Source organism: Nostoc sp. PCC 9305, from assembly GCF_963920915.1.
Classification (GTDB): Bacteria; Cyanobacteriota; Cyanobacteriia; order Cyanobacteriales; family Nostocaceae; genus Nostoc.
This window is the reverse complement of sequence record NZ_CAWUDN010000006.1, coordinates 75,158-94,216: the sequence shown is the minus strand read 5'-3', so window position 1 is coordinate 94,216 and position 19,059 is coordinate 75,158. Positions and strand designations below refer to the sequence as shown.

At 44.3% G+C, this 19,059-nt stretch carries 13 protein-coding genes; 6 read left to right on the top strand and 7 right to left on the bottom strand.

What is annotated here, in order from left to right:
* Window positions 1-136: 136 nt before the first annotated feature.
* Both clpB and gloA read right to left on the bottom strand, forming a co-directional pair.
* Window positions 137-2,779, bottom strand: a complete 2,643-nt coding sequence (gene clpB / locus ACM0OX_RS04120) for an ATP-dependent chaperone ClpB (protein WP_414513277.1) — start codon at window positions 2,777-2,779, stop codon at window positions 137-139.
* Between the two features lie 603 nt (window positions 2,780-3,382).
* Window positions 3,383-3,817, bottom strand: a complete 435-nt coding sequence (gene gloA / locus ACM0OX_RS04115; protein ID WP_414513275.1) for a lactoylglutathione lyase — start codon at window positions 3,815-3,817, stop codon at window positions 3,383-3,385.
* A 269-nt stretch (window positions 3,818-4,086) separates the two neighbouring features.
* Here gloA and eno point away from each other — a divergent pair, with 269 nt between their 5' ends.
* The gene (gene eno / locus ACM0OX_RS04110) at window positions 4,087-5,376 is read left to right on the top strand and encodes a phosphopyruvate hydratase (protein WP_414513273.1); all 1,290 of its coding nucleotides are present in this window, start codon (window positions 4,087-4,089) and stop codon (window positions 5,374-5,376) included.
* An 81-nt stretch (window positions 5,377-5,457) separates the two neighbouring features.
* Here eno and argC read toward each other — a convergent pair whose 3' ends face one another.
* The gene (argC, locus tag ACM0OX_RS04105; protein WP_414513271.1) at window positions 5,458-6,516 is read right to left on the bottom strand and encodes an N-acetyl-gamma-glutamyl-phosphate reductase; all 1,059 of its coding nucleotides are present in this window, start codon (window positions 6,514-6,516) and stop codon (window positions 5,458-5,460) included.
* 318 nt (window positions 6,517-6,834) lie between these two features.
* Here argC and ribBA point away from each other — a divergent pair, with 318 nt between their 5' ends.
* A complete protein-coding gene (gene ribBA, locus ACM0OX_RS04100) occupies window positions 6,835-8,508 on the top strand; it encodes a bifunctional 3,4-dihydroxy-2-butanone-4-phosphate synthase/GTP cyclohydrolase II (RefSeq protein ID WP_414513269.1) in 1,674 nt (557 codons plus the stop codon).
* A 176-nt stretch (window positions 8,509-8,684) separates the two neighbouring features.
* Here ribBA and asnS read toward each other — a convergent pair whose 3' ends face one another.
* Both asnS and ACM0OX_RS04090 read right to left on the bottom strand, forming a co-directional pair.
* Window positions 8,685-10,076: an asparagine--tRNA ligase gene (gene asnS / locus ACM0OX_RS04095; protein WP_414513267.1), complete on the bottom strand. Its 1,392-nt coding sequence runs from the start codon at window positions 10,074-10,076 to the stop codon at window positions 8,685-8,687.
* Between the two features lie 2 nt (window positions 10,077-10,078).
* On the bottom strand, window positions 10,079-10,441 hold the full coding sequence (locus ACM0OX_RS04090; protein WP_414513266.1) for a hypothetical protein: 363 nt from the start codon (window positions 10,439-10,441) through the stop codon (window positions 10,079-10,081).
* Between the two features lie 105 nt (window positions 10,442-10,546).
* Here ACM0OX_RS04090 and ACM0OX_RS04085 point away from each other — a divergent pair, with 105 nt between their 5' ends.
* On the top strand, window positions 10,547-10,825 hold the full coding sequence (locus tag ACM0OX_RS04085) for a DUF6439 family protein (RefSeq protein ID WP_094328229.1): 279 nt from the start codon (window positions 10,547-10,549) through the stop codon (window positions 10,823-10,825).
* A 61-nt stretch (window positions 10,826-10,886) separates the two neighbouring features.
* On the opposite strand, the gene ACM0OX_RS04080 is transcribed toward ACM0OX_RS04085, so the two are convergent.
* Both ACM0OX_RS04080 and rlmD read right to left on the bottom strand, forming a co-directional pair.
* Window positions 10,887-11,336, bottom strand: coding sequence for an ATP-binding protein (locus tag ACM0OX_RS04080; protein WP_414513264.1), 450 nt, complete (start codon window positions 11,334-11,336; stop codon window positions 10,887-10,889).
* A gap of 391 nt (window positions 11,337-11,727) precedes the next feature.
* Complete coding sequence (gene rlmD, locus ACM0OX_RS04075) at window positions 11,728-13,134, bottom strand: 23S rRNA (uracil(1939)-C(5))-methyltransferase RlmD (protein ID WP_414513263.1); 1,407 nt, start codon at window positions 13,132-13,134, stop codon at window positions 11,728-11,730.
* A 223-nt stretch (window positions 13,135-13,357) separates the two neighbouring features.
* Between rlmD and ACM0OX_RS04070 the strand changes: the two genes are divergently transcribed.
* The 3 genes from ACM0OX_RS04070 to purF all read left to right on the top strand — a co-directional run bounded on the left by ACM0OX_RS04070 (window position 13,358) and on the right by purF (window position 18,930).
* Entirely contained in the window at window positions 13,358-13,843 is a 486-nt protein-coding gene (locus tag ACM0OX_RS04070) for an allophycocyanin subunit alpha-B (RefSeq protein ID WP_094348587.1), read from the top strand.
* 800 nt (window positions 13,844-14,643) lie between these two features.
* Window positions 14,644-17,049 (top strand): phosphoribosylformylglycinamidine synthase subunit PurL, encoded by a 2,406-nt coding sequence (purL, locus tag ACM0OX_RS04065; RefSeq protein ID WP_414513261.1) that lies wholly within the window; start codon window positions 14,644-14,646, stop codon window positions 17,047-17,049.
* A gap of 381 nt (window positions 17,050-17,430) precedes the next feature.
* Complete coding sequence (gene purF / locus ACM0OX_RS04060) at window positions 17,431-18,930, top strand: amidophosphoribosyltransferase (protein ID WP_414513259.1); 1,500 nt, start codon at window positions 17,431-17,433, stop codon at window positions 18,928-18,930.
* Window positions 18,931-19,059: the final 129 nt, after the last annotated feature.

The window sequence follows — 19,059 nt, the reverse complement described above, 5'->3', positions numbered from 1 at the left end:
TTACGGGGTTTACTCACATCTGTGGGTTTCAAACCCTCAATTATTCTTAGACTTCGTTTGTGTATCCAAGCTAGTTTGGTCTTCTCCCTACAGCCCTTTGCGTACGTCCCGTTGAGTGAAGGGGAGACGCCAGGTGCTATGTAGCAATCTGTGGTAATGACACCTTTACCAGCACTTTTTTGCTAAAAGACAGACCGGTTTCATTTTTATCAATGATTATGGTGTCTCCAGAGATAAAAGTATTTTCCAATAATTTGGTGGCAAGGGGGTTTTCTACTTCTCGCTGAATTGCCCGTTTGAGTGGGCGGGCACCGTAAACTGGGTCATAGCCTGATTCGACAAGATAATCACAAGCAGATTGGGATATCTCAAAGAAGATTTTTTGCTCGCGGAGGAGATTTTCTACCCGCTTGAGTTGAATACGGATGATATGCCGCATTTCCGTACGATTGAGGGTATGGAAGAGAATAATATCATCGACGCGGGTGATAAATTCCGGGCGGAAATGCGATCGCAAAGCATCCATTACTCGCTTCCGCATTGTTTCATACTTGGAATCATCACCAGATACATCCAAGATATGTTCGCTACCAATGTTACTGGTCATCACAATAACGCTGTTACGAAAATCTACCGTCCTCCCCTGAGAGTCAGTAACTCTCCCATCATCTAACACCTGCAATAAAATATTGAACACATCGGGATGCGCCTTTTCCACTTCATCCAACAGCACCACTGAGTAAGGACGGCGGCGAACCGCCTCGGAAAGTTGGCCGCCTTCTTCATAGCCTACGTATCCTGGAGGCGCTCCCACTAACCGAGAAACTGAGTGTTTTTCCATATACTCAGACATATCCAAGCGCACCAATGCATTATCAGAATCAAAGAGAAACTGAGCTAAAGCACGAGCGAGTTCGGTTTTACCTACGCCTGTGGGGCCCATGAACAGAAATGAACCAATGGGACGAGAGGGATCTTTCATCCCCGCACGGGCGCGGCGAATTGCGGCTGCTACTGCTTCTACAGCCTCTTCTTGCCCAATGACTCGTTGATGCAAATGACTTTCTAATTGCAGTAATTTTTGTCGTTCCGATTCCAACAAGCGATTGACGGGAATTCCTGTCCACTTTGCGACGATTTCGGCAATGTCGGATTCAGTAACTTGTTCTCTTAGCAACGTGGAACCTTGGTTTTGAATTTCTAAAAGGCTCGCTTCTTTGGCTTCGCGCTCGTGCTGCACTCCCTCCAATTTGCCATACTTGAGTTGGGCAGCTTTATTTAGATCGTAGGCGCGTTCTGCTTGTTCAATTTGCACTCGCAGCGCATCTTCTTCTTTCTTTAAGGCGCTTATAGCCTCCAATATCTGCTTTTCACCTTGCCATTGCTCATTAAATATTTGCTGCTTTACCGTTAAATTGGCAATTTCTTGTTCAATGCGCTCTAAACGTTCTTTCGTTTGGGGAGTACCCTTTTCTTCGCCAGCTAATGACAGCTTTTCCATTTCTAACTGCATGAGGCGGCGATCGATGGTTTCCAATTCGGCTGGTTTGGAGGTAATCTCCATTTTCAACTGTGCTGCCGCTTCATCTACTAAATCAATAGCTTTATCTGGTAAGAAGCGATCGCTAATATAACGTGCTGACAAGGTTGCTGCTGCTACCAAAGCCGAATCAGAAATTTTGACGTTGTGATGCACTTCGTAGCGTTCTTTCAATCCCCGCAGAATGGAAATAGTATTTTCCACACTTGGCTGATCCACAAATACTTGCTGAAAGCGACGTTCTAAAGCAGCGTCTTTCTCAATGTGTTTGCGGAACTCGTCGAGGGTAGTTGCGCCAATACAACGCAATTCTCCCCGCGCCAGCATTGGTTTGAGCAGATTTCCCGCATCCATTGCCCCTTGTTGAGTAGAGCCTGCGCCGACTACGGTGTGCAGTTCGTCAATAAACAGAACAATGTCACCGTTAGATTCAGTAACTTCCTTGAGAACCGCTTTTAGGCGTTCTTCAAATTCACCTCGTAATTTTGCTCCAGCAATTAAACTGCCGATATCTAACGAGATCAACTTGCGGTTTTTCAGAGATTCAGGAACATCACCGTTTACCATCCGTTGTGCTAATGCTTCTGCGATCGCAGTTTTACCTACCCCAGGTTCACCAATGAGTACGGGGTTATTTTTGCTACGACGAGATAATACTTGAATTACCCGCCGAATTTCGTCATCCCGTCCAATTACCGGGTCAAGTTTTCCAGCTTTTGCCTGTTCTGTCAAATCTCTGCCAAATTTTTGTAAGGCGTCATAGCGGGATTCTGGGGTTTGATCTGTCACCTTTTGGCTACCGCGAATAGTTTTGATCGTAGCTTCGAGTTTAGGTGCATCCGCGCTAAAGCCTTTGAGAATTTTTCGTCCAATGCGATCGTCTTCAGCAAAGGCCAAAAGTATGTGTTCCACGGAAATGTAGGAATCTTTCATCCTAGCTCTAGCTTCCTCGGCTCGGTCTAGTAAAATATCTAAATTGCGGCTAAGGTAAAGCTGATCGCTTTTACCAACTTTGGGCTGGCGTTGGGTAAAGGCTTCTAGCTGCTGCTGCAAGCGGACTGGATCGACCTCAGATCGAGCCAGGATACGTATTGCTAGACTAGTGGGTTCTTCTAACAGGGCAATAATTAAATGTTCAACATCTAGTTGCTGTTGTTGATAAGCACGGACTATATCCTGAGATTTAACAATTGCTTCCCAGGCTTTATCAGTAAATTTATTTGGATCTGTAGGTTGCATCTTTATAATTTTGGAATTTGGATTTTTAGTTTAAGGATTGGGGATTATTAAAGGGAGTAGGGAGTGGGGAGTGGTTGTAACCCTACTCCTTAATACCCAGATAATTATCCAAACATTCTCAGCGTATATCCGCGTGTATCTCCAGTGGCAATTTTGGATTGGCAATTGATGATAGTTTAATCCATTGCCTATTTCCTAATTTAAAACGAAAACACTGTTATGAGCAGACTTTCCCCAATGGTGTTATTGGAGCCATATCTACGACGGGCTATTCGACTTCGCTATTAATGTTGTTCATCAAAGACAGTATTGGGGTAATACTAATAGGATTTACGTAGAGGAGATCCCCTAACCCGCTCAAAAAGGGAAAAGTCTAGCGCGTCTTCTGTGTTTACTGACACCATATGACAGTGTGCCAGAAGAATCAATCTCTTTCTAGCTCAACTTTTTAAGACATCTGTGTGGATTTTCCTATGGCTCTTAAGCACAAGTTGCTACTCAGATTCCCGGCTTCTTTGCAGAAGTCGAGGATCTGAATCTAGCTTAAATAAATGACATTCCACCCTACCGGATAACTAATTTTTCGGAAATCCCTGATAAAAATTACTGACTCACAAGTTGCTCTTGTAATTCCTGTTTGACTGCCGATCCTTGGGTTCCCAGTTGAATTAGTTCAATTTTATACCCATCTGGATCTTCCACAAAAGCAATTACCGTCGAACCATGTTTCATCGCCCCTGGTTCGCGCACGACTTTACCGCCCTGATTGCGAATTTCTTCACACGTAGCGTAAATATCATCAACGCCAAGGGCAATGTGACCGTAAGCATTACCCAATTCGTACTTTTCCACGCCCCAGTTGTAGGTTAGTTCGATCGCCGAGTTGTCGCTTTCGTCGCCATAGCCAACAAAAGCCAGGGTAAATTCTCCGCCCGGATAATCTTTTCGGCGCAGCAGTTTCATTCCTAGAATTTCACAGTAGAACTTTAAGGATTCTTCAAGGTTGCCCACCCGCAGCATTGTGTGTAGTAATCGCATATTGACCTTTTCTCTGTAATCGATCTAGTGTTATTCTCTGCAAACATTTTACCTAGCTCAAAGTCTTAAGGTAAAAATGCCGTCACAGAAAGAATTAAAAGCCGAAAGGACAGAATAAACAATTACCCATTTTTGGCATTGTTCACTATCTCTATAATGGAAATCTTCTTTAATCTCAGCCGAGAAAGTCTCTTAACCGCCTATGCTAGCGATTGGGTTAGGCAACTGGACTGGATGCGTAACACACTCGAATAAAGGATAAAGTACAGATGAGTAAATTTCTAGATACTGCCATTGAGGCGATCGCAGCCCGTGAAATTCTTGATTCTCGCGGTAGACCGACAATTGAAGCCGAAGTGCATTTAGCTAACGGTGTTGTCGGACTGGCGCAAGTTCCCAGTGGTGCCTCTACTGGCACTTTTGAAGCCCACGAACTTCGTGATGGCGATAAAAGCCGTTATGGGGGCAAAGGTGTACTCAAGGCAGTACAAAACGTCAGAGAAGCACTTGCACCAAAATTACTAGGCTTAGATGCCCTCAACCAAGAACTCCTAGACCGCACGATGATCGCCATAGATGGTTCTCCTAACAAATCCAGTTTGGGGGCTAATGCAATTTTGGGGGTTTCCTTAGCAGCGGCGAAAGCAGGTGCTGAATCTCTAGATATTCCTCTATATCGCTATTTGGGTGGCCCTTTAGCGAATTTGCTCCCAGTGCCGTTGATGAACGTGATTAACGGTGGCGCACACGCCTCAAATAACGTGGATTTTCAAGAGTTTATGATTGTCCCAATTGGCGCAACTTCCTTCCGGGAAGCATTGCGCTGGGGTGCAGAGGTGTTTGCTACCCTCAGTCAAGTATTAGATGAGAAGGGTTTGCTTACTGGTGTGGGCGATGAAGGTGGTTTTGCCCCTAACTTAGAGTCAAATCAGGTCGCTTTGGAATTGCTGGTTGCTGCCATTAAGAAAGCTGGTTACAAACCAGGGGAACAAGTCGCTTTGGCGTTGGATGTGGCGGCTAGCGAATTTTACAAGGATGGTCAGTATGTTTACGATGGTAAACCTCACGCTCCAGCTGAATTTATTGATTATTTAGGACAACTAGTTGACCAATACCCTATTGTGTCAATTGAGGATGGCTTACACGAAGAAGATTGGCAAAGTTGGCAATTGCTGACTCAGAAGTTAGGTTCGCGGGTGCAGTTGGTAGGGGATGACTTGTTTGTAACTAACGCCACTCGCTTGCAAAGAGGCATTCAAGAAAAAGCCGCTAATGCCATTTTGATTAAACTCAATCAAATTGGTTCACTCACCGAAACCTTGGAAACAATTGATTTGGCAACTCGCAATAGTATCCGTTCAGTAATTAGCCATCGTTCTGGTGAAACAGAAGATACAACGATCGCTGATTTAGCTGTAGCAACCCGTGCCGGTCAAATTAAAACAGGTTCTCTGTGTCGCAGCGAACGCGTAGCAAAATATAATCGCTTGCTGCGAATTGAAGATGAACTAGGCGATCGCGCCGTTTATGCTGGTGCTGTAGGGTTAGGGCCGAAGTAGGGAATAGGGAATAGGGAATAGGGAATAGGGAATAGGGAATAGGTATTTTCTCTACGCTGTACCCTGTACCCTTTCCCCTAATTATGGATAAAACCCCAACTTGGGCAACCCCAAGGTTTCATCCCAGCCCATCATCAGGTTTAGACACTGAATAGCTTGGCCCGCCTGTCCTTTAATTAGATTGTCAATTGCTGACATGACAATTACGCGACCTGTCCGTGGGTCAACTTCTACACCGATGTAACAAAGATTGCTACCGTTAGCCCATTTTGTTTGCGGGTAAACGCCGCTACCGCAGACTCTTACCCAAGGAGAGTTGCGGTAGAAGGCTGAGAAAATTGTGATTAAGTCATCTCGCACTAAACCGGGGTCGCTCATTTTGGCATATACCGTTGCCAAAATACCCCGTACCATTGGGATAAGATGTGGCGTAAATTGGATCATGAGTTCGTGACCAGCTAAGTCACTGCAAATTTGCTCAATTTCTGGGGTATGACGGTGACAACCGACGTTGAAAGCTGCTATGGAGTTGTCTGCTTCAGCTAGTAATAAGTTGGTTTGAGGCTGTCGTCCGCTGCTAGATGTGCCAGACTTGGCATCGATAATAGCTGTTTCTGGTACGATTAAACCTTGCTTTAAGAGTGGCGAAAGTGCAAGGAGACTAGCAGTGGGATAGGAACCAGGACAGCCAACGAGTTGAGCTTCGGCAATGCGATCGCGGTAAAGTTCTGGTAATCCATAAACTGCTGTAGCTGCAATTGTGCGATCGCTTCTCTCTGTACCATACCAATTGGTATAAGTTGTCAAATCACTGAATCGATAGTCTGCACTTAAATCTAGTACTTTACATCCTTTTTCCAACAGTTTGGGTGCGATTTGGCAAGCCAGACCATTTGGTAAAGACAGGAAAACTACTTCACAGCGGTGAGCAATTATTTCTGGGTCTACCGCTTCTATTAGCAGGTTAGTTGCATGAGCCAGATGTGGGTAGAGATCCCCAAAGGATTTCCCGATACTACTCTCACCTCCTAAATAAACCATTTCGACTTCTGGGTGATCCATCAGTAGTCGTACTAACTGCACTCCACCATAGCCCGACGCGCCAACAATCCCAACCGGTACGCGTCTAAATTTGCCCATGATCTGAAATCCTTATCCCATGAATGGTTAATTCGTTCTCAGCTATCAACAATATCAGCGACCAGACGCACAGCGCACAAAACGTCTTAAACCCCTCTATTTTGTTCTGGGAAGATGGGCGAGCAAACAAACGATTATTATTCTTCCTCATCATCCTTCATCTTTTACTGTCGCTCCACTCGATCGCCACTTTTTATGGCAAAAATTTTTGCCCCGTTATCAAATCATTGCTAGTCTACTTCTCTGCCTTATAAAGGAGCTACAATCTAAAAGAAGAAATTGTTAAAAAAATTTACGTTTATAGCTGGAAATCTTTCTGTGTCACAGCCTAATCCTACCCAAGCTTTTAATTTTGATTCGATTGATGCCGCCTTAGCAGACCTAAAAGCAGGTCGCGTCATTGTAGTGGTAGATGATGAAAATAGAGAAAATGAAGGCGACTTAATTTGTGCTGCCCAATTTGCCACACCCGACATGATTAATTTTATGGCGGTGGAAGCAAGAGGACTAATTTGTTTGGCAATGACAGGCGATCGCCTAGACGAGCTAGACTTACCCTTGATGGTAAGCAATATTACAGATACTAACCAAACTGCCTTTACTGTCAGTATTGATGCCGGGCCAGAATTAGGTGTCTCCACAGGCATTTCAGCAGAAGACCGCGCCCGAACTATCCAGGTTACTCTCAATCCAGCGACAAAACCCACCGATTTACGTCGTCCTGGTCATATTTTTCCCATTCGGGCTAAGGCTGGAGGCGTACTCAAACGCGCAGGACATACGGAAGCTGCTGTGGACTTAGCTCGGCTAGCAGGGCTATACCCTGCGGGGGTAATTTGTGAGATTCAAAACTCCGATGGTTCAATGGCACGGTTGCAGCAGTTAATTGAATACGCGAAACGTCACAATTTAAAAATTATTAGTATTGCGGATTTAATCAGTTACCGCCTAAAACACGATCGCCTAGTCTATCGTGAAGTTATTACTAAATTGCCTAGTCAATTCGGTCAGTTTGAAATTTACGCCTATCGCCATACTCTGGATAATACAGAACACGTTGCAATTGTCAAGGGCGACCCAGCTAATTTTAAAGATGAGCCAGTGATGGTGCGGATGCACTCAGAATGCTTAACTGGTGACGCTTTGGGTTCTTTGCGCTGCGACTGTCGGATGCAGTTGCAAGCCGCACTCAAAATGATTGAATCTGCTGGTCAAGGTGTAGTTGTATACCTGCGTCAAGAAGGGCGGGGAATTGGCTTGATTAACAAGCTGAAAGCCTACTCGTTGCAGGATATGGGACTAGATACAGTAGAAGCAAATGAGCGTTTGGGATTTCCAGCTGACTTGCGAGACTACGGTATGGGGGCACAAATGCTCATGGATTTGGGCATTAAAAAGATTCGTTTAATTACTAACAATCCCCGCAAAATTGCTGGAGTTAAGGGCTATGGGTTGGAAGTAGTCGATCGCGTGCCATTGTTAATTGAGGCAAACGACTACAATTCCTATTATCTAGCAACAAAGGCGAAAAAGCTGGGTCACATGCTGTTACAAACTTATCTAGTAACAGTAGCAATCCACTGGCAAGATGACCCGGAAGCTGTGACGGAACGTTATGAACGCTTAGAGAAACTGCGACACTTAGCGAAAACTAACGATCTATTGTTGCAAGAAGAAGCGCGTCCCTTAGCGATCGCTATATTTGACGAGCCATCTTTAACAGTACACTTGGGTTTCGATCAGGCAAAAGTTGCTAGCTGTGATTGGTATCAGCAGAGTGGTCATCCTTATATACAGGCAATCTTCCAAATTCTGGACAACCTAGCAACTTTGCCATACATCCAGAAATTAGAATTTCTAATTTCCTCTGGTTGCGATCCTTTGAGTAATTTACAAGTCCAATTAGATCGCCAGACATTCGCGGATGGTACACTGCCTTCATCAATTAGCGATCGCTTGGAGACACAACAAATTTACAGCTTTAGCAAATAGCCACAGACTATATTATTTAGCGGTGCATTAGGCGCTCATGTCATGTTTTTCGTGACAAACTACATATCGGCGTTCTACGTCGGTATGTAGTTTGTCAAAGAGTGCGCTTCATCATCAAAAATGACTGCCAGAGAATTGCTGAAGACAGTTTTGGCTTCTTCAAAGCTGACATCATGCTAAAACTCAGCACTTTGGGGTGTACGCGGAAAGGGAATCACATCACGAATATTTCCCATACCCGTTATAAATTGCACTAATCGTTCAAAACCTAGTCCAAAACCGGCATGTGGGACAGTACCGTAACGACGCAAATCTAGATACCACCACAAGTCTTCTGGGTTTAACCCTTGAGCTAATACACGGCGTTCTAGAACTTCTAAACGTTCTTCACGCTGGGAACCACCGACGATTTCGCCAATTTTGGGTGCGAGAATATCCATTGCCCGGACGGTTTTTTCATCGTCATTCAAGCGCATATAAAAAGCTTTGATTTGCGCTGGATAATCTGTAACAATTACTGGCTTTTTAAACTGTTGTTCAGCTAGGTAGCGTTCGTGTTCTGATTGTAAATCTAAACCCCAACTCACAGGATATTCAAATTTGACATCAGCTTTTTCTAAAAGTTTGATGGCTTCTGTATAAGTTAAGCGTTCAAACTGATTATTAATAATATTTTCGGCTGTTGCCAACACAGATTTATCAATGCGTTCATTGAAAAATTCCATGTCTTCTGGACAAGTTTCCAACACATATTTAAAAATGTGCTTGAGAAACGCCTCAGCTAAATCCATATCGCCTTCTAGATCGCAAAAAGCCATTTCTGGCTCAACCATCCAAAATTCTGCTAGGTGGCGCGAGGTGTTGGAGTTTTCTGCACGGAAGGTAGGGCCAAAGGTGTAGACGTTAGAAAACGCCATCGCCATCACTTCCGCTTCCAACTGGCCGCTAACTGTTAAATATGTGGGTTTAGCAAAAAAATCTTGGCTGTAATCTACTGCTTGGTTTTGTGTGCGGGGAATATTCTTTAAATCTAAACTGGTAACGCTAAACAGTTCACCCGCGCCTTCGCAATCGCTAGCGGTAATGATGGGGGTGTGTACCCACAAAAAGCCTCTTTCTTGGAAAAATTGGTGAATTGCTGTCGAACAAGCATTTCTGACGCGGAAGACTGCACCAAAAGAATTAGTACGCGATCGCAAATGTCCAATGGTTCGCAGAAACTCAAAGGAATGGCGTTTCTTTTGCAGGGGATATGTATCGGGATCAGCTTCACCGTAGACTTTCACTGTCTCGGCTTTCAACTCAATCCGCTGTCCTTTCCCAAGAGAAGCCACTAGTAACCCTGTCGCTTCGACAGCAGCACCCGTATTCAATTTTTTCAATATAGCTTCATAATCTGGCAAATCCTGATTAATGACGACTTGCAAATTAGCTAGCGATGAGCCGTCATTGACTTCAATAAAAGCAAACCCTTTGGATTCACGCTTCGTCCGCACCCAGCCTTGCACTTGGAGGGACTCATCAGGTTGGCCACTTCGCAATATTTCTGCAATCCGTCGATTTACCATATTTACCCAGCATAAGACTTTAATATCCAGCCTATGATAACGCCCATTCCACCAAAGCGGACGACTTGCCAGAAAGGTTTTTTGAGGCTACGCCAAGAAAATAACTGGCTTTCTAAGTTTAGTTGTAGCATTTCCAACTGCCGTTGAATTTGCCGTAACTCTGCTTTGATTTCTGGTGTCTGAGATTTATTGTGCTTTAGTTGATCGCGGCGCTGTTGCCATTGTGCCTGTTGTTGGCGATCGCGTTGCACTTGATCGTAACGTTCTTTTAAGGATAGGAGCGATCGCTCTACTTCCTCTAGTTCTTGTTCAAAATCTGGTTCTGGAGTTTCCCCTGGCGGTTGTGATTGTTTAGACGGCTTCATGTACAAGTAGTAAACTAAGATTAAAGGCGAGTCTGCCAATAGTCAAAATTAAAACTATGAGTTTTTGACTCAGCACTCAATATTCAGCACTCAGCACTCATAATTATGTCTCAATCTACTCAGCTGCCTAAAACCAGTCAACTGAATGAACTTAGTACTCTGGAACTAGCTCAAGCCCTCATGGAAAGACTGAGCATTTCCCCTAACGATTGGCATCGCCTCAAGTCTAACCGCAATTCCCGCGCTAATGAACAAGTGGCAGCAGCGATTGTGTATCTTTTAAAGAATCAGCCACAAGAAGCTCAAGCTAGATTAGAACAGGCAATTGGTTGGTTAGATCGCTCTATTTCTGCCCCTCCCTGTCCGACTCACGGAAAAAGTTAGAAGTTAAGAGTTAGGAGTTATGAATTATTATTCAACCCCTAACTTTTAACTCCTAACTACCCTACCGTCGCAGAGATAATCCCCGACGATTTTGCATTTGTTTACAAAGCCTCAATTCTGTGCCTTTACGGTTCCACTCTACTTGATCAAAAATTTGATGTAGAAGACATAAACCACGACCATTTTCTGACTCATCTGGTGGAAGATAGTCTGTTGGTTCTTCATTAATAGTAGATGAAGGAGTAAAGCCACTACCCTGGTCTGATATTATCCACCAATATTGATTATCTATTACGGAAAAACGAACTACAACTGTCTTACTCGGATCGAGATTATTACCATGTTTAGCGGCGTTGACTAGGGCTTCTTGAAGTCCTAGCCGCAGTTCTGCTTGTAATCTTGCTGGAATTTCTGCCAACAATAAGTCTAATATGGGACAAAGGTAGAGGGTTGAGGCAAAACTAATAGTGCCCCAATAACGTCCAACTGGACGGAGTGAAATAGTAATCACAAGAGAAACCCCATAGCTTTCAGTTAGCTAGACATCAGTTTGCTATTACAGTCACCCTGATAAAACTTGAGGTGGTCATGCTGCCTTCAAACTTGCGTCTTTAAAACTAAATTTTGAAAATGCTAGGGAGCATTGGCTCTATAACTATGAATTGGGATTGTTTAGGTATATATCGGCTGGAATAATTTTGATAACGAAGTCAGCAAATTAAGAATATGCTGTTAATTCTAGAGAGTATTGGCATACCCTAGTTAGTTGCCGATTTATAATTTACACAATCTTCTTCATGTTTTTAAGAACCTATGCAACTTGAATTTATTTAAACAAAATGAATTTTTATTTTTGACTTAATTCAATTTTAGCATCTTTAGTATGCACTAGACTAAAACTTTCAAATTTCAGTTTTTTTGAAGGAATTACTACCCTTGTCAAAATGTGATAGCACAAGAAAGGCGGCAGTTTCAACATGAGCAGTTTGAGGAAAAAAATCAGCAGGTTGTACCCGTGTGATGGTATATTGCCCATCTTGACAAAGCAATTTCAGGTCGCGGGCGAGGGTAGCTACTTTACAGCTGACGTAAACGATCCGAGATGGTTTCAATTGCCGTAAAGTATCTATGACTGCGCGATCGCACCCCTTACGTGGCGGATCGAGTATTACTACTTCTGGTATTGTGCCCATTTGGGGAAGCAATTTCTCTACTGCCCCGACTTGGAATGTTGCATTATCAATTCCGTTGCGGTGGGCATTTAAAATAGCTTGTTCTACTGCTGCTGGTTGCACTTCTAATCCTGTAGCAATACGTACTTTTTTGGCGAGGGGTAAAGTTAAAGTCCCAATACCACAGTAGGCATCAACTAGGAACTCATGCCCTTGAAGATTGAGTTCTGATTGAATTATCTGTAATAGTGCCTCTGCTGTTTCGGTATACACTTGGAAAAATGTATCTGGGCGTACTTGAAATTCCAGTCCAGCAAAATTTTCACGCAGGTGGGGTACTCCAGCGATGCAACGGGTTTCCGATCCAAAGATAGCATTTGTGCGATCGCTATTGCGATTGAGCGACACTCCCACTAATTGCGGATAGCGCTTTAACCATTCCTGGGCTTGGGTTTCAATTCCTGATAAATTCCAGTCCTTCACCACCAAAGTCAGCAATATTTCTCCAGTGTGTCGGCCAATGCGTAAACCGAGATGGCGAATTTTTCCTTGGTGGCGCTGTTCGTCGTAAATTTGCCAACCTTGCTGTTGAATATCCTGCTTAACTTCGGCAAGTAAGGGATTCAATCTCGCATCTTGGACTGGACATTGATTTAAATTAATTAATTGGTGACTACCTTTTTGATAGTAACCAGCTTGTACTTGTCCTGTTGCCGATAGCGAGAGAGGATATGTAGATTTGTTACGGTAGCCGAAAGCAGAAGTGGCAGCAAGTACCGGATCTACTGGTGGTTGGATAAAACCGCCAATGCGCTCCATTGCTTGGATGACTTGATTTTGCTTGGCTACTAGCTGGTAATCATAATTAATATGCTGCCACTGGCAACCACCGCATTTGTCAGCCACAATACAATTGGGTCGGATACGGTGGGCGGATGGAGACAATAGCTGTTGGAGCTTACCGTGGGCATATTTAGGTTTAACATGAACTAAGCGGACAATGGCGCGATCGCCTGGTACGGTATCTGGGACAAACACTACACGTTCATCAGCGCGTCCCACACCATCGCCTGTATCGCTCAGGTTAGCGATCGTCACTTCAATTAATTCACCCTGTTGCCAAATCATTTTAGTCATTTGTCATTGGTCGTTGGTCATTGGTCATTGGAACGAGAGGAGAGGTAATAGGTGACAGGTGACAGGGAATAATCTATACCCTGTAACCTGTTACCTATTCCTTTCTTCACTCCCCACTCTCCTCAAATAGATAAATTCAATACATAAGTAGCTCCTATCCCTTCACTTGTGTACCTCCAACTCGCTAAACTAACAGATAATATTTCAGGTGATTTCAATAATCATGACTGTAATTAGCCAAGTTATTCTCAAAGCCGACGACGAACTGCGTTATCCCAGCAGTGGCGAACTTAAAAATATCAAAGACTTTTTGCAAACCGGCGTACAACGGACGCGGATTGCGGCTACCTTAGCCGAAAACGAAAAGAAGATAGTTCAAGAAGCAACCAAACAACTTTGGCAGAAGCGTCCTGACTTTATCTCCCCTGGAGGTAATGCTTACGGTGAACGCCAACGCTCTCTATGTATCCGTGATTTTGGCTGGTACTTACGCCTAATTACTTATGGTGTACTTGCCGGTGACAAAGAGCCAATTGAAAAAATCGGTTTGATTGGTGTGCGAGAAATGTACAATTCATTGGGCGTTCCCGTGCCTGGAATGGTAGAAGCGATTAATTCCCTCAAAACAGCTTCCCTTAGCTTACTGAGTGCGGAAGACGCTGCTGAAGCAGCACCTTACTTTGATTACATCATTCAAGCGATGTCTTAATACAAAGTGTGTGCTGGTTCTAGGAATATACTTCCGGTCTACTAGAGTGAGTGCAAGATATTAGCACTCAATAGGCATAAGATTCCCAATTTGATCATACCCTCCCCACATTTGGTAGTGGCTGTGGCAAAATCTTTGTCAAGTTACCAACCAGTTGTGGGGAAATTTTATGCATATGGGGCACTTGCATTCGCTCAGGGCAAGTGGGCATTGGGCATTTAACTGATGACAAATGACAAATGACAAATGACAAATACAAAAAACCGACAGTCCTTTATTAAGGCTGTCGGCTATTAAGTGTGTTCCCTATTAATGACTCGGCTAGAGTTCAGTTGTCATTAATTATGCCTAGTTAGCGAGATGAAGGAGACGATCCTAATCATCGATATGTGTGATTCTCGTCACTTGATTGTTACATCTAAACTGCATATACCCGAATAATCTCTGAGTGACCCTAGATTCACGTAGGTAAACGTGCTAGAAATTTCACCAAGATTAAAAAATAAAGTTATTTTTAAATATTAAAGCATTTTGTATGCTATGGATCTTCATCTTGTCTAGCTCATGGTCGGAATAATCCTGTTGAGTGCATTCTGAGGTTGTACTACCCCTCTATCCAAGAAACAAGTTTGGTTAGAAAGACTGCATCAGCGTCTACTGCCAATATTTACCAAGATGGAAATATAAGTATTTAGTTAGAGTTTAAATTAAAGAGCGATCGCGCTTCAATTAAGAACTGCACTTACAGGGCAAGTAAATCGATAGAATAATGCTCTGTCCCCCCAGAGTGCATTACTTCCATGACTGCAACCTCAAAACCAGCCTTTTCCCCCCAAGAAATTGCTGCTGAAGGTCTTAAACCAGAAGAATACGCAGAAATTGTCCGTCGGCTAGGCCGTCATCCCAACAAAGCTGAACTGGGAATGTTTGGCGTCATGTGGTCTGAGCATTGTTGTTACAAAAATTCTCGACCTCTACTCAAACAATTTCCCACCGATGGCCCCCGCATCCTGGTGGGGCCTGGTGAAAATGCTGGTGTTGTAGACTTGGGTGACGGACTCCAACTAGCTTTTAAGATTGAATCTCACAACCATCCCTCAGCAGTCGAACCCTTTCAAGGAGCCGCAACGGGAGTCGGAGGTATTCTCAGAGATATTTTTACAATGGGTGCGCGTCCCATTGCCCTATTAAACTCGTTACGCTTTGGTTCCTTAGAAGATCCCAAAACCCAACGACTGTTTAGCGGTGTGGTGGCAGGAATCTCTCATTATGGTAACTGTGTGGGAGTACCCACCGTTGGCGGCGAAGTTTACTTTGACTCTGCTTACTCTGGTAATCCTCTAGTGAACGTTATGGCATTGGGGTTGATGGAAACCTCAGAAATCGTCAAATCTGGAGCATCTGGTTTAGGCAACCCCGTGCTGTATGTTGGTTCCACCACTGGGCGCGACGGTATGGGAGGCGCGAGTTTTGCGAGTGCAGAATTGAGCGATCAATCCATAGACGATCGCCCTGCTGTGCAAGTGGGCGATCCCTTTTTGGAAAAGTCGTTGATTGAAGCTTGTCTGGAGGCGTTTAAAACGGGTGCAGTTGTCGCTGCCCAAGATATGGGAGCTGCGGGAATCACCTGTTCTACCTCAGAGATGGCAGCAAAAGGCGGTGTGGGAATTGAACTAGATTTAGATAAGATTCCCGTCAGAGAAATGGGAATGGTTCCTTATGAATATCTGCTTTCGGAATCTCAAGAACGAATGCTGTTTGTTGCTCATAAAGGGCGCGAGCAAGAATTAATTGACATTTTCCATCGGTGGGGACTTCAAGCTGTTGTGGCTGGGACAGTTATTGCTGAACCCATTGTGCGAATTCTTTTTCAGGGTGAAGTAGCAGCAGAAATTCCTGCTGAGGCTTTGGCGGAGAATACCCCACTGTATAACCGAGAGTTATTGGCAGAAGCACCAGAATATGCGCGTCAAGCTTGGGAATGGACACCTGATTCTTTACCTGCTTCCACAACTGCTGGAATAGAACTTCCAGGAGGACTACAAAGTTGGAATGATATTCTCTTAACTTTGCTCGATACACCCACGATCGCTTCTAAAAATTGGGTATATCGTCAGTATGACCATCAAGTACAAAATAATACAGTAATGCTTCCAGGTGGCGCAGATGCGGCTGTTATCCGTTTGCGCCCCCTGGAAGAGGATAGGGAGCGGGGGAGCGGGGGAGCAGAGGAGCAGAGAAGAATTCCCAATGTCCAACCCGGTGTTGCTGCCACGGTAGATTGCAATCCTCGTTATGTTTATCTTGACCCCTACGAAGGAGCTAAGGCAGTGGTGGCAGAAGCTGCACGCAATCTTAGCTGTGTGGGTGCTGAACCTCTGGCGGTGACGGATAATCTAAATTTTGGCTCTCCAGAAAAACCCATTGGTTACTGGCAATTGGCAGAAGCTTGTCGCGGTTTGGCGGAAGGTTGCCGAGAATTAGCAACACCAGTCACAGGCGGAAATGTCTCTTTGTACAATGAAACTTTTGATTCTCAAGGCATCCCACAACCTATTTATCCCACTCCTGTTGTCGGAATGGTGGGCTTAATTCCTGATATAACCAAAATTTGTGGTCAAGGTTGGCAAGCAGCCAACGATGTGATTTATCTTCTCGGATTGCCTCTAGCATCCGAAATCAGTTTGGGAGCATCTGAGTATTTAGCCACTATCCACGATACTGTTGCCGGAAAACCACCACGGGTAGATTTTGACTTGGAACGCCGCGTCCAGAAAGTTTGTCGTGAAGGAATTCGTAATGGTTGGGTACGTTCAGCCCACGATTCTGCTGAGGGAGGAGTGGCGATCGCCATAGCCGAATGTTGTCTTGCTGGCAACCTTGGTGCCGAAATTAATTTAGAAATAGCACCAACACAGTTAAACCGCTTAGACGAGGTGTTGTTTGCCGAAGGTGGTGCCAGAATTTTAGTTTCTGTAGCATCAGCACAACAAGAAATTTGGGAATCATATTTACAGGAACATTTGGGTCAAGATTGGCAACAACTGGGTGTAGTTGGTAATTTTGAGACGGGTTTGGGGGTTTTCACCACTGATAACCAAACCTTAATCAAAGTTAGTATCGAAGATATGAACGATCGCTATTCCTATGCGATCGCAAAACGTCTCGCCATCCATACCACTACCCCTGAAGAAGTTAGGAGTTGAAAGTGAGGAGTTAGGAATAAAAAGTATAACTCCTAACCCCTCACTCCTAATTCCTCACTCTTTTGTTAGCGTCTCTGAGCAAAATTACGGTACTGTTTTAATGGATGGTTAAAGATTTGTTAAGAAATCCTCAACCATTTATATAATCCCAGTAACTTGACTACCGATTTTAGATTTTGAATTTTAGATTTTGAATTAGGGGCGTTGCTTCTAGTTCATATCTTGCTCTTACTGGGCAAAAAATCTAAAATCGCCATTCTCAAATCCCAAGCCGCACCCTTACTACGGTGCGAACAATCCAAAATCGTCAATCGTTCGAGTGAGCGTAGCCGAAGTCTCAAATCCAAAATTGATTGACCCCCCACCAGGAGCAAAGCTAGCATGATTTCTATTCATTCTGTCACTTCGGATGAATACCCCGACCAGACCAACAACCCAATCAATAGTCATGAAAATCAGTCTGACAAGCCAGAAGAAGCTTGCGGTGTTTTTGGGATCTACGCCCCAGGAGAAAACGTTGCTAAACTGACCTACTTTGGATTGTATGCCCTCCAGCATCGGGGTCAAGAATCAGCTGGTATTGCCACCTTTGAGGGAACCCAAGTACATCTCCACAAAGACATGGGCTTGGTGTCTCAAGTTTTCAATGAATCTGTCTTGGATCAATTGCCCGGTAGTCTTGCTGTTGGTCACACTCGTTATTCCACCACAGGTTCTAGCCGCAAAGTTAATGCCCAACCCGCAGTACTAGAAACCCGTTTAGGTTCATTAGCTCTTGCACACAATGGTAATTTAGTCAATACTGTGCAACTACGTCAAGAGTTGCTTGAGAATAAATGTAACTTAGTTACAACAACAGACTCAGAAATGATCGCTTTTGCGATCGCCGAAGCCATAGATACGGGCGCTGATTGGCTAGAAGGTGGAATTCAGGCATTTCAACGTTGCCAAGGAGCCTTTAGTTTAGTTATTGGCACTCCCGTCGGCGTTATGGGTGTCCGCGACCCTAATGGAATCCGCCCCTTAGTAATCGGCACTTTGGCTGGTAATCCAGTCCGTTACGTTTTGGCTTCCGAGACTTGTGGTTTAGACATCATTGGAGCCGAGTACCTGCGAGACGTAGAGCCAGGTGAATTAGTTTGGATTACTGAAGAAGGTTTAGCTTCTTATCATTGGAGTCAAAAATCTGAGCGGAAATTGTGTATTTTTGAAATGATTTACTTTGCCCGCCCTGATAGCGTTATGCACAACGAGAGTTTGTACAGCTATCGCATGCGATTAGGACACCAGCTCGCTAAAGAATCTTTTGTAGATGCCGATATTGTCTTTGGTGTTCCTGATTCTGGTATACCTGCTGCTATTGGATTTTCTCAAGCGTCTGGTGTCACTTACGGCGAAGGATTGATTAAAAATCGCTATGTTGGGCGAACCTTCATTCAACCAACCCAAACCATGCGGGAATCGGGTCTGCGGATGAAACTCAACCCCCTCAAAGATGTGCTGGTAGGTAAACGAGTAATTATTGTAGATGACTCGATTGTACGGGGTACTACCAGTCGTAAACTAGTCAAAACCTTACGTGACGCAGGTGCAGTAGAGGTACACATGCGAATTTCTTCTCCGCCTGTAACTCATCCCTGCTTCTATGGTATCGATACCGATTCTCAGGATCAGCTAATTGCTGCTACCAAGTCAGTGGAAGAAATTGCCAAGCAACTGGAAGTAGACAGCCTCGCCTATCTGAGTTGGGAAGGAATGCTAGAAGCGACACGAGAAGACACCAATACTTTCTGTTCTGCCTGCTTCACTGGAGATTACCCCGTGACGATTCCTGAGCAAGTCAAGCGTTCTAAGCTGATCCTAGAAAAGGTAGTGGTGTAGAGATTGGGGATTAGGGAGAAGAGGAGACAAGTCCGCACTCAGACTTTTCGCTGCTGCTCTTGAGAGGCTTTGAATTCTCCTCCTTCTCTAGTCTACGGTGTACGCACAAGCCCTAAAAATGTCTGATTG

Coding starts and splice junctions, on each gene's coding strand:
- rlmD (WP_414513263.1), bottom strand. CDS start 13,134: ATGACTAAAATGATTTGGCAACAGGGTGAATTAATTGAAGTGACGATC.
- eno (WP_414513273.1), top strand. CDS start 4,087: ATGAGTAAATTTCTAGATACTGCCATTGAGGCGATCGCAGCCCGTGAA.
- gloA (WP_414513275.1), bottom strand. CDS start 3,817: ATGCGATTACTACACACAATGCTGCGGGTGGGCAACCTTGAAGAATCC.
- clpB (WP_414513277.1), bottom strand. CDS start 2,779: ATGCAACCTACAGATCCAAATAAATTTACTGATAAAGCCTGGGAAGCA.
- purL (WP_414513261.1), top strand. CDS start 14,644: ATGACTGCAACCTCAAAACCAGCCTTTTCCCCCCAAGAAATTGCTGCT.
- ACM0OX_RS04090 (WP_414513266.1), bottom strand. CDS start 10,441: ATGAAGCCGTCTAAACAATCACAACCGCCAGGGGAAACTCCAGAACCA.
- ACM0OX_RS04085 (WP_094328229.1), top strand. CDS start 10,547: ATGTCTCAATCTACTCAGCTGCCTAAAACCAGTCAACTGAATGAACTT.
- asnS (WP_414513267.1), bottom strand. CDS start 10,076: ATGGTAAATCGACGGATTGCAGAAATATTGCGAAGTGGCCAACCTGAT.
- ACM0OX_RS04070 (WP_094348587.1), top strand. CDS start 13,358: ATGACTGTAATTAGCCAAGTTATTCTCAAAGCCGACGACGAACTGCGT.
- argC (WP_414513271.1), bottom strand. CDS start 6,516: ATGGGCAAATTTAGACGCGTACCGGTTGGGATTGTTGGCGCGTCGGGC.
- purF (WP_414513259.1), top strand. CDS start 17,431: ATGATTTCTATTCATTCTGTCACTTCGGATGAATACCCCGACCAGACC.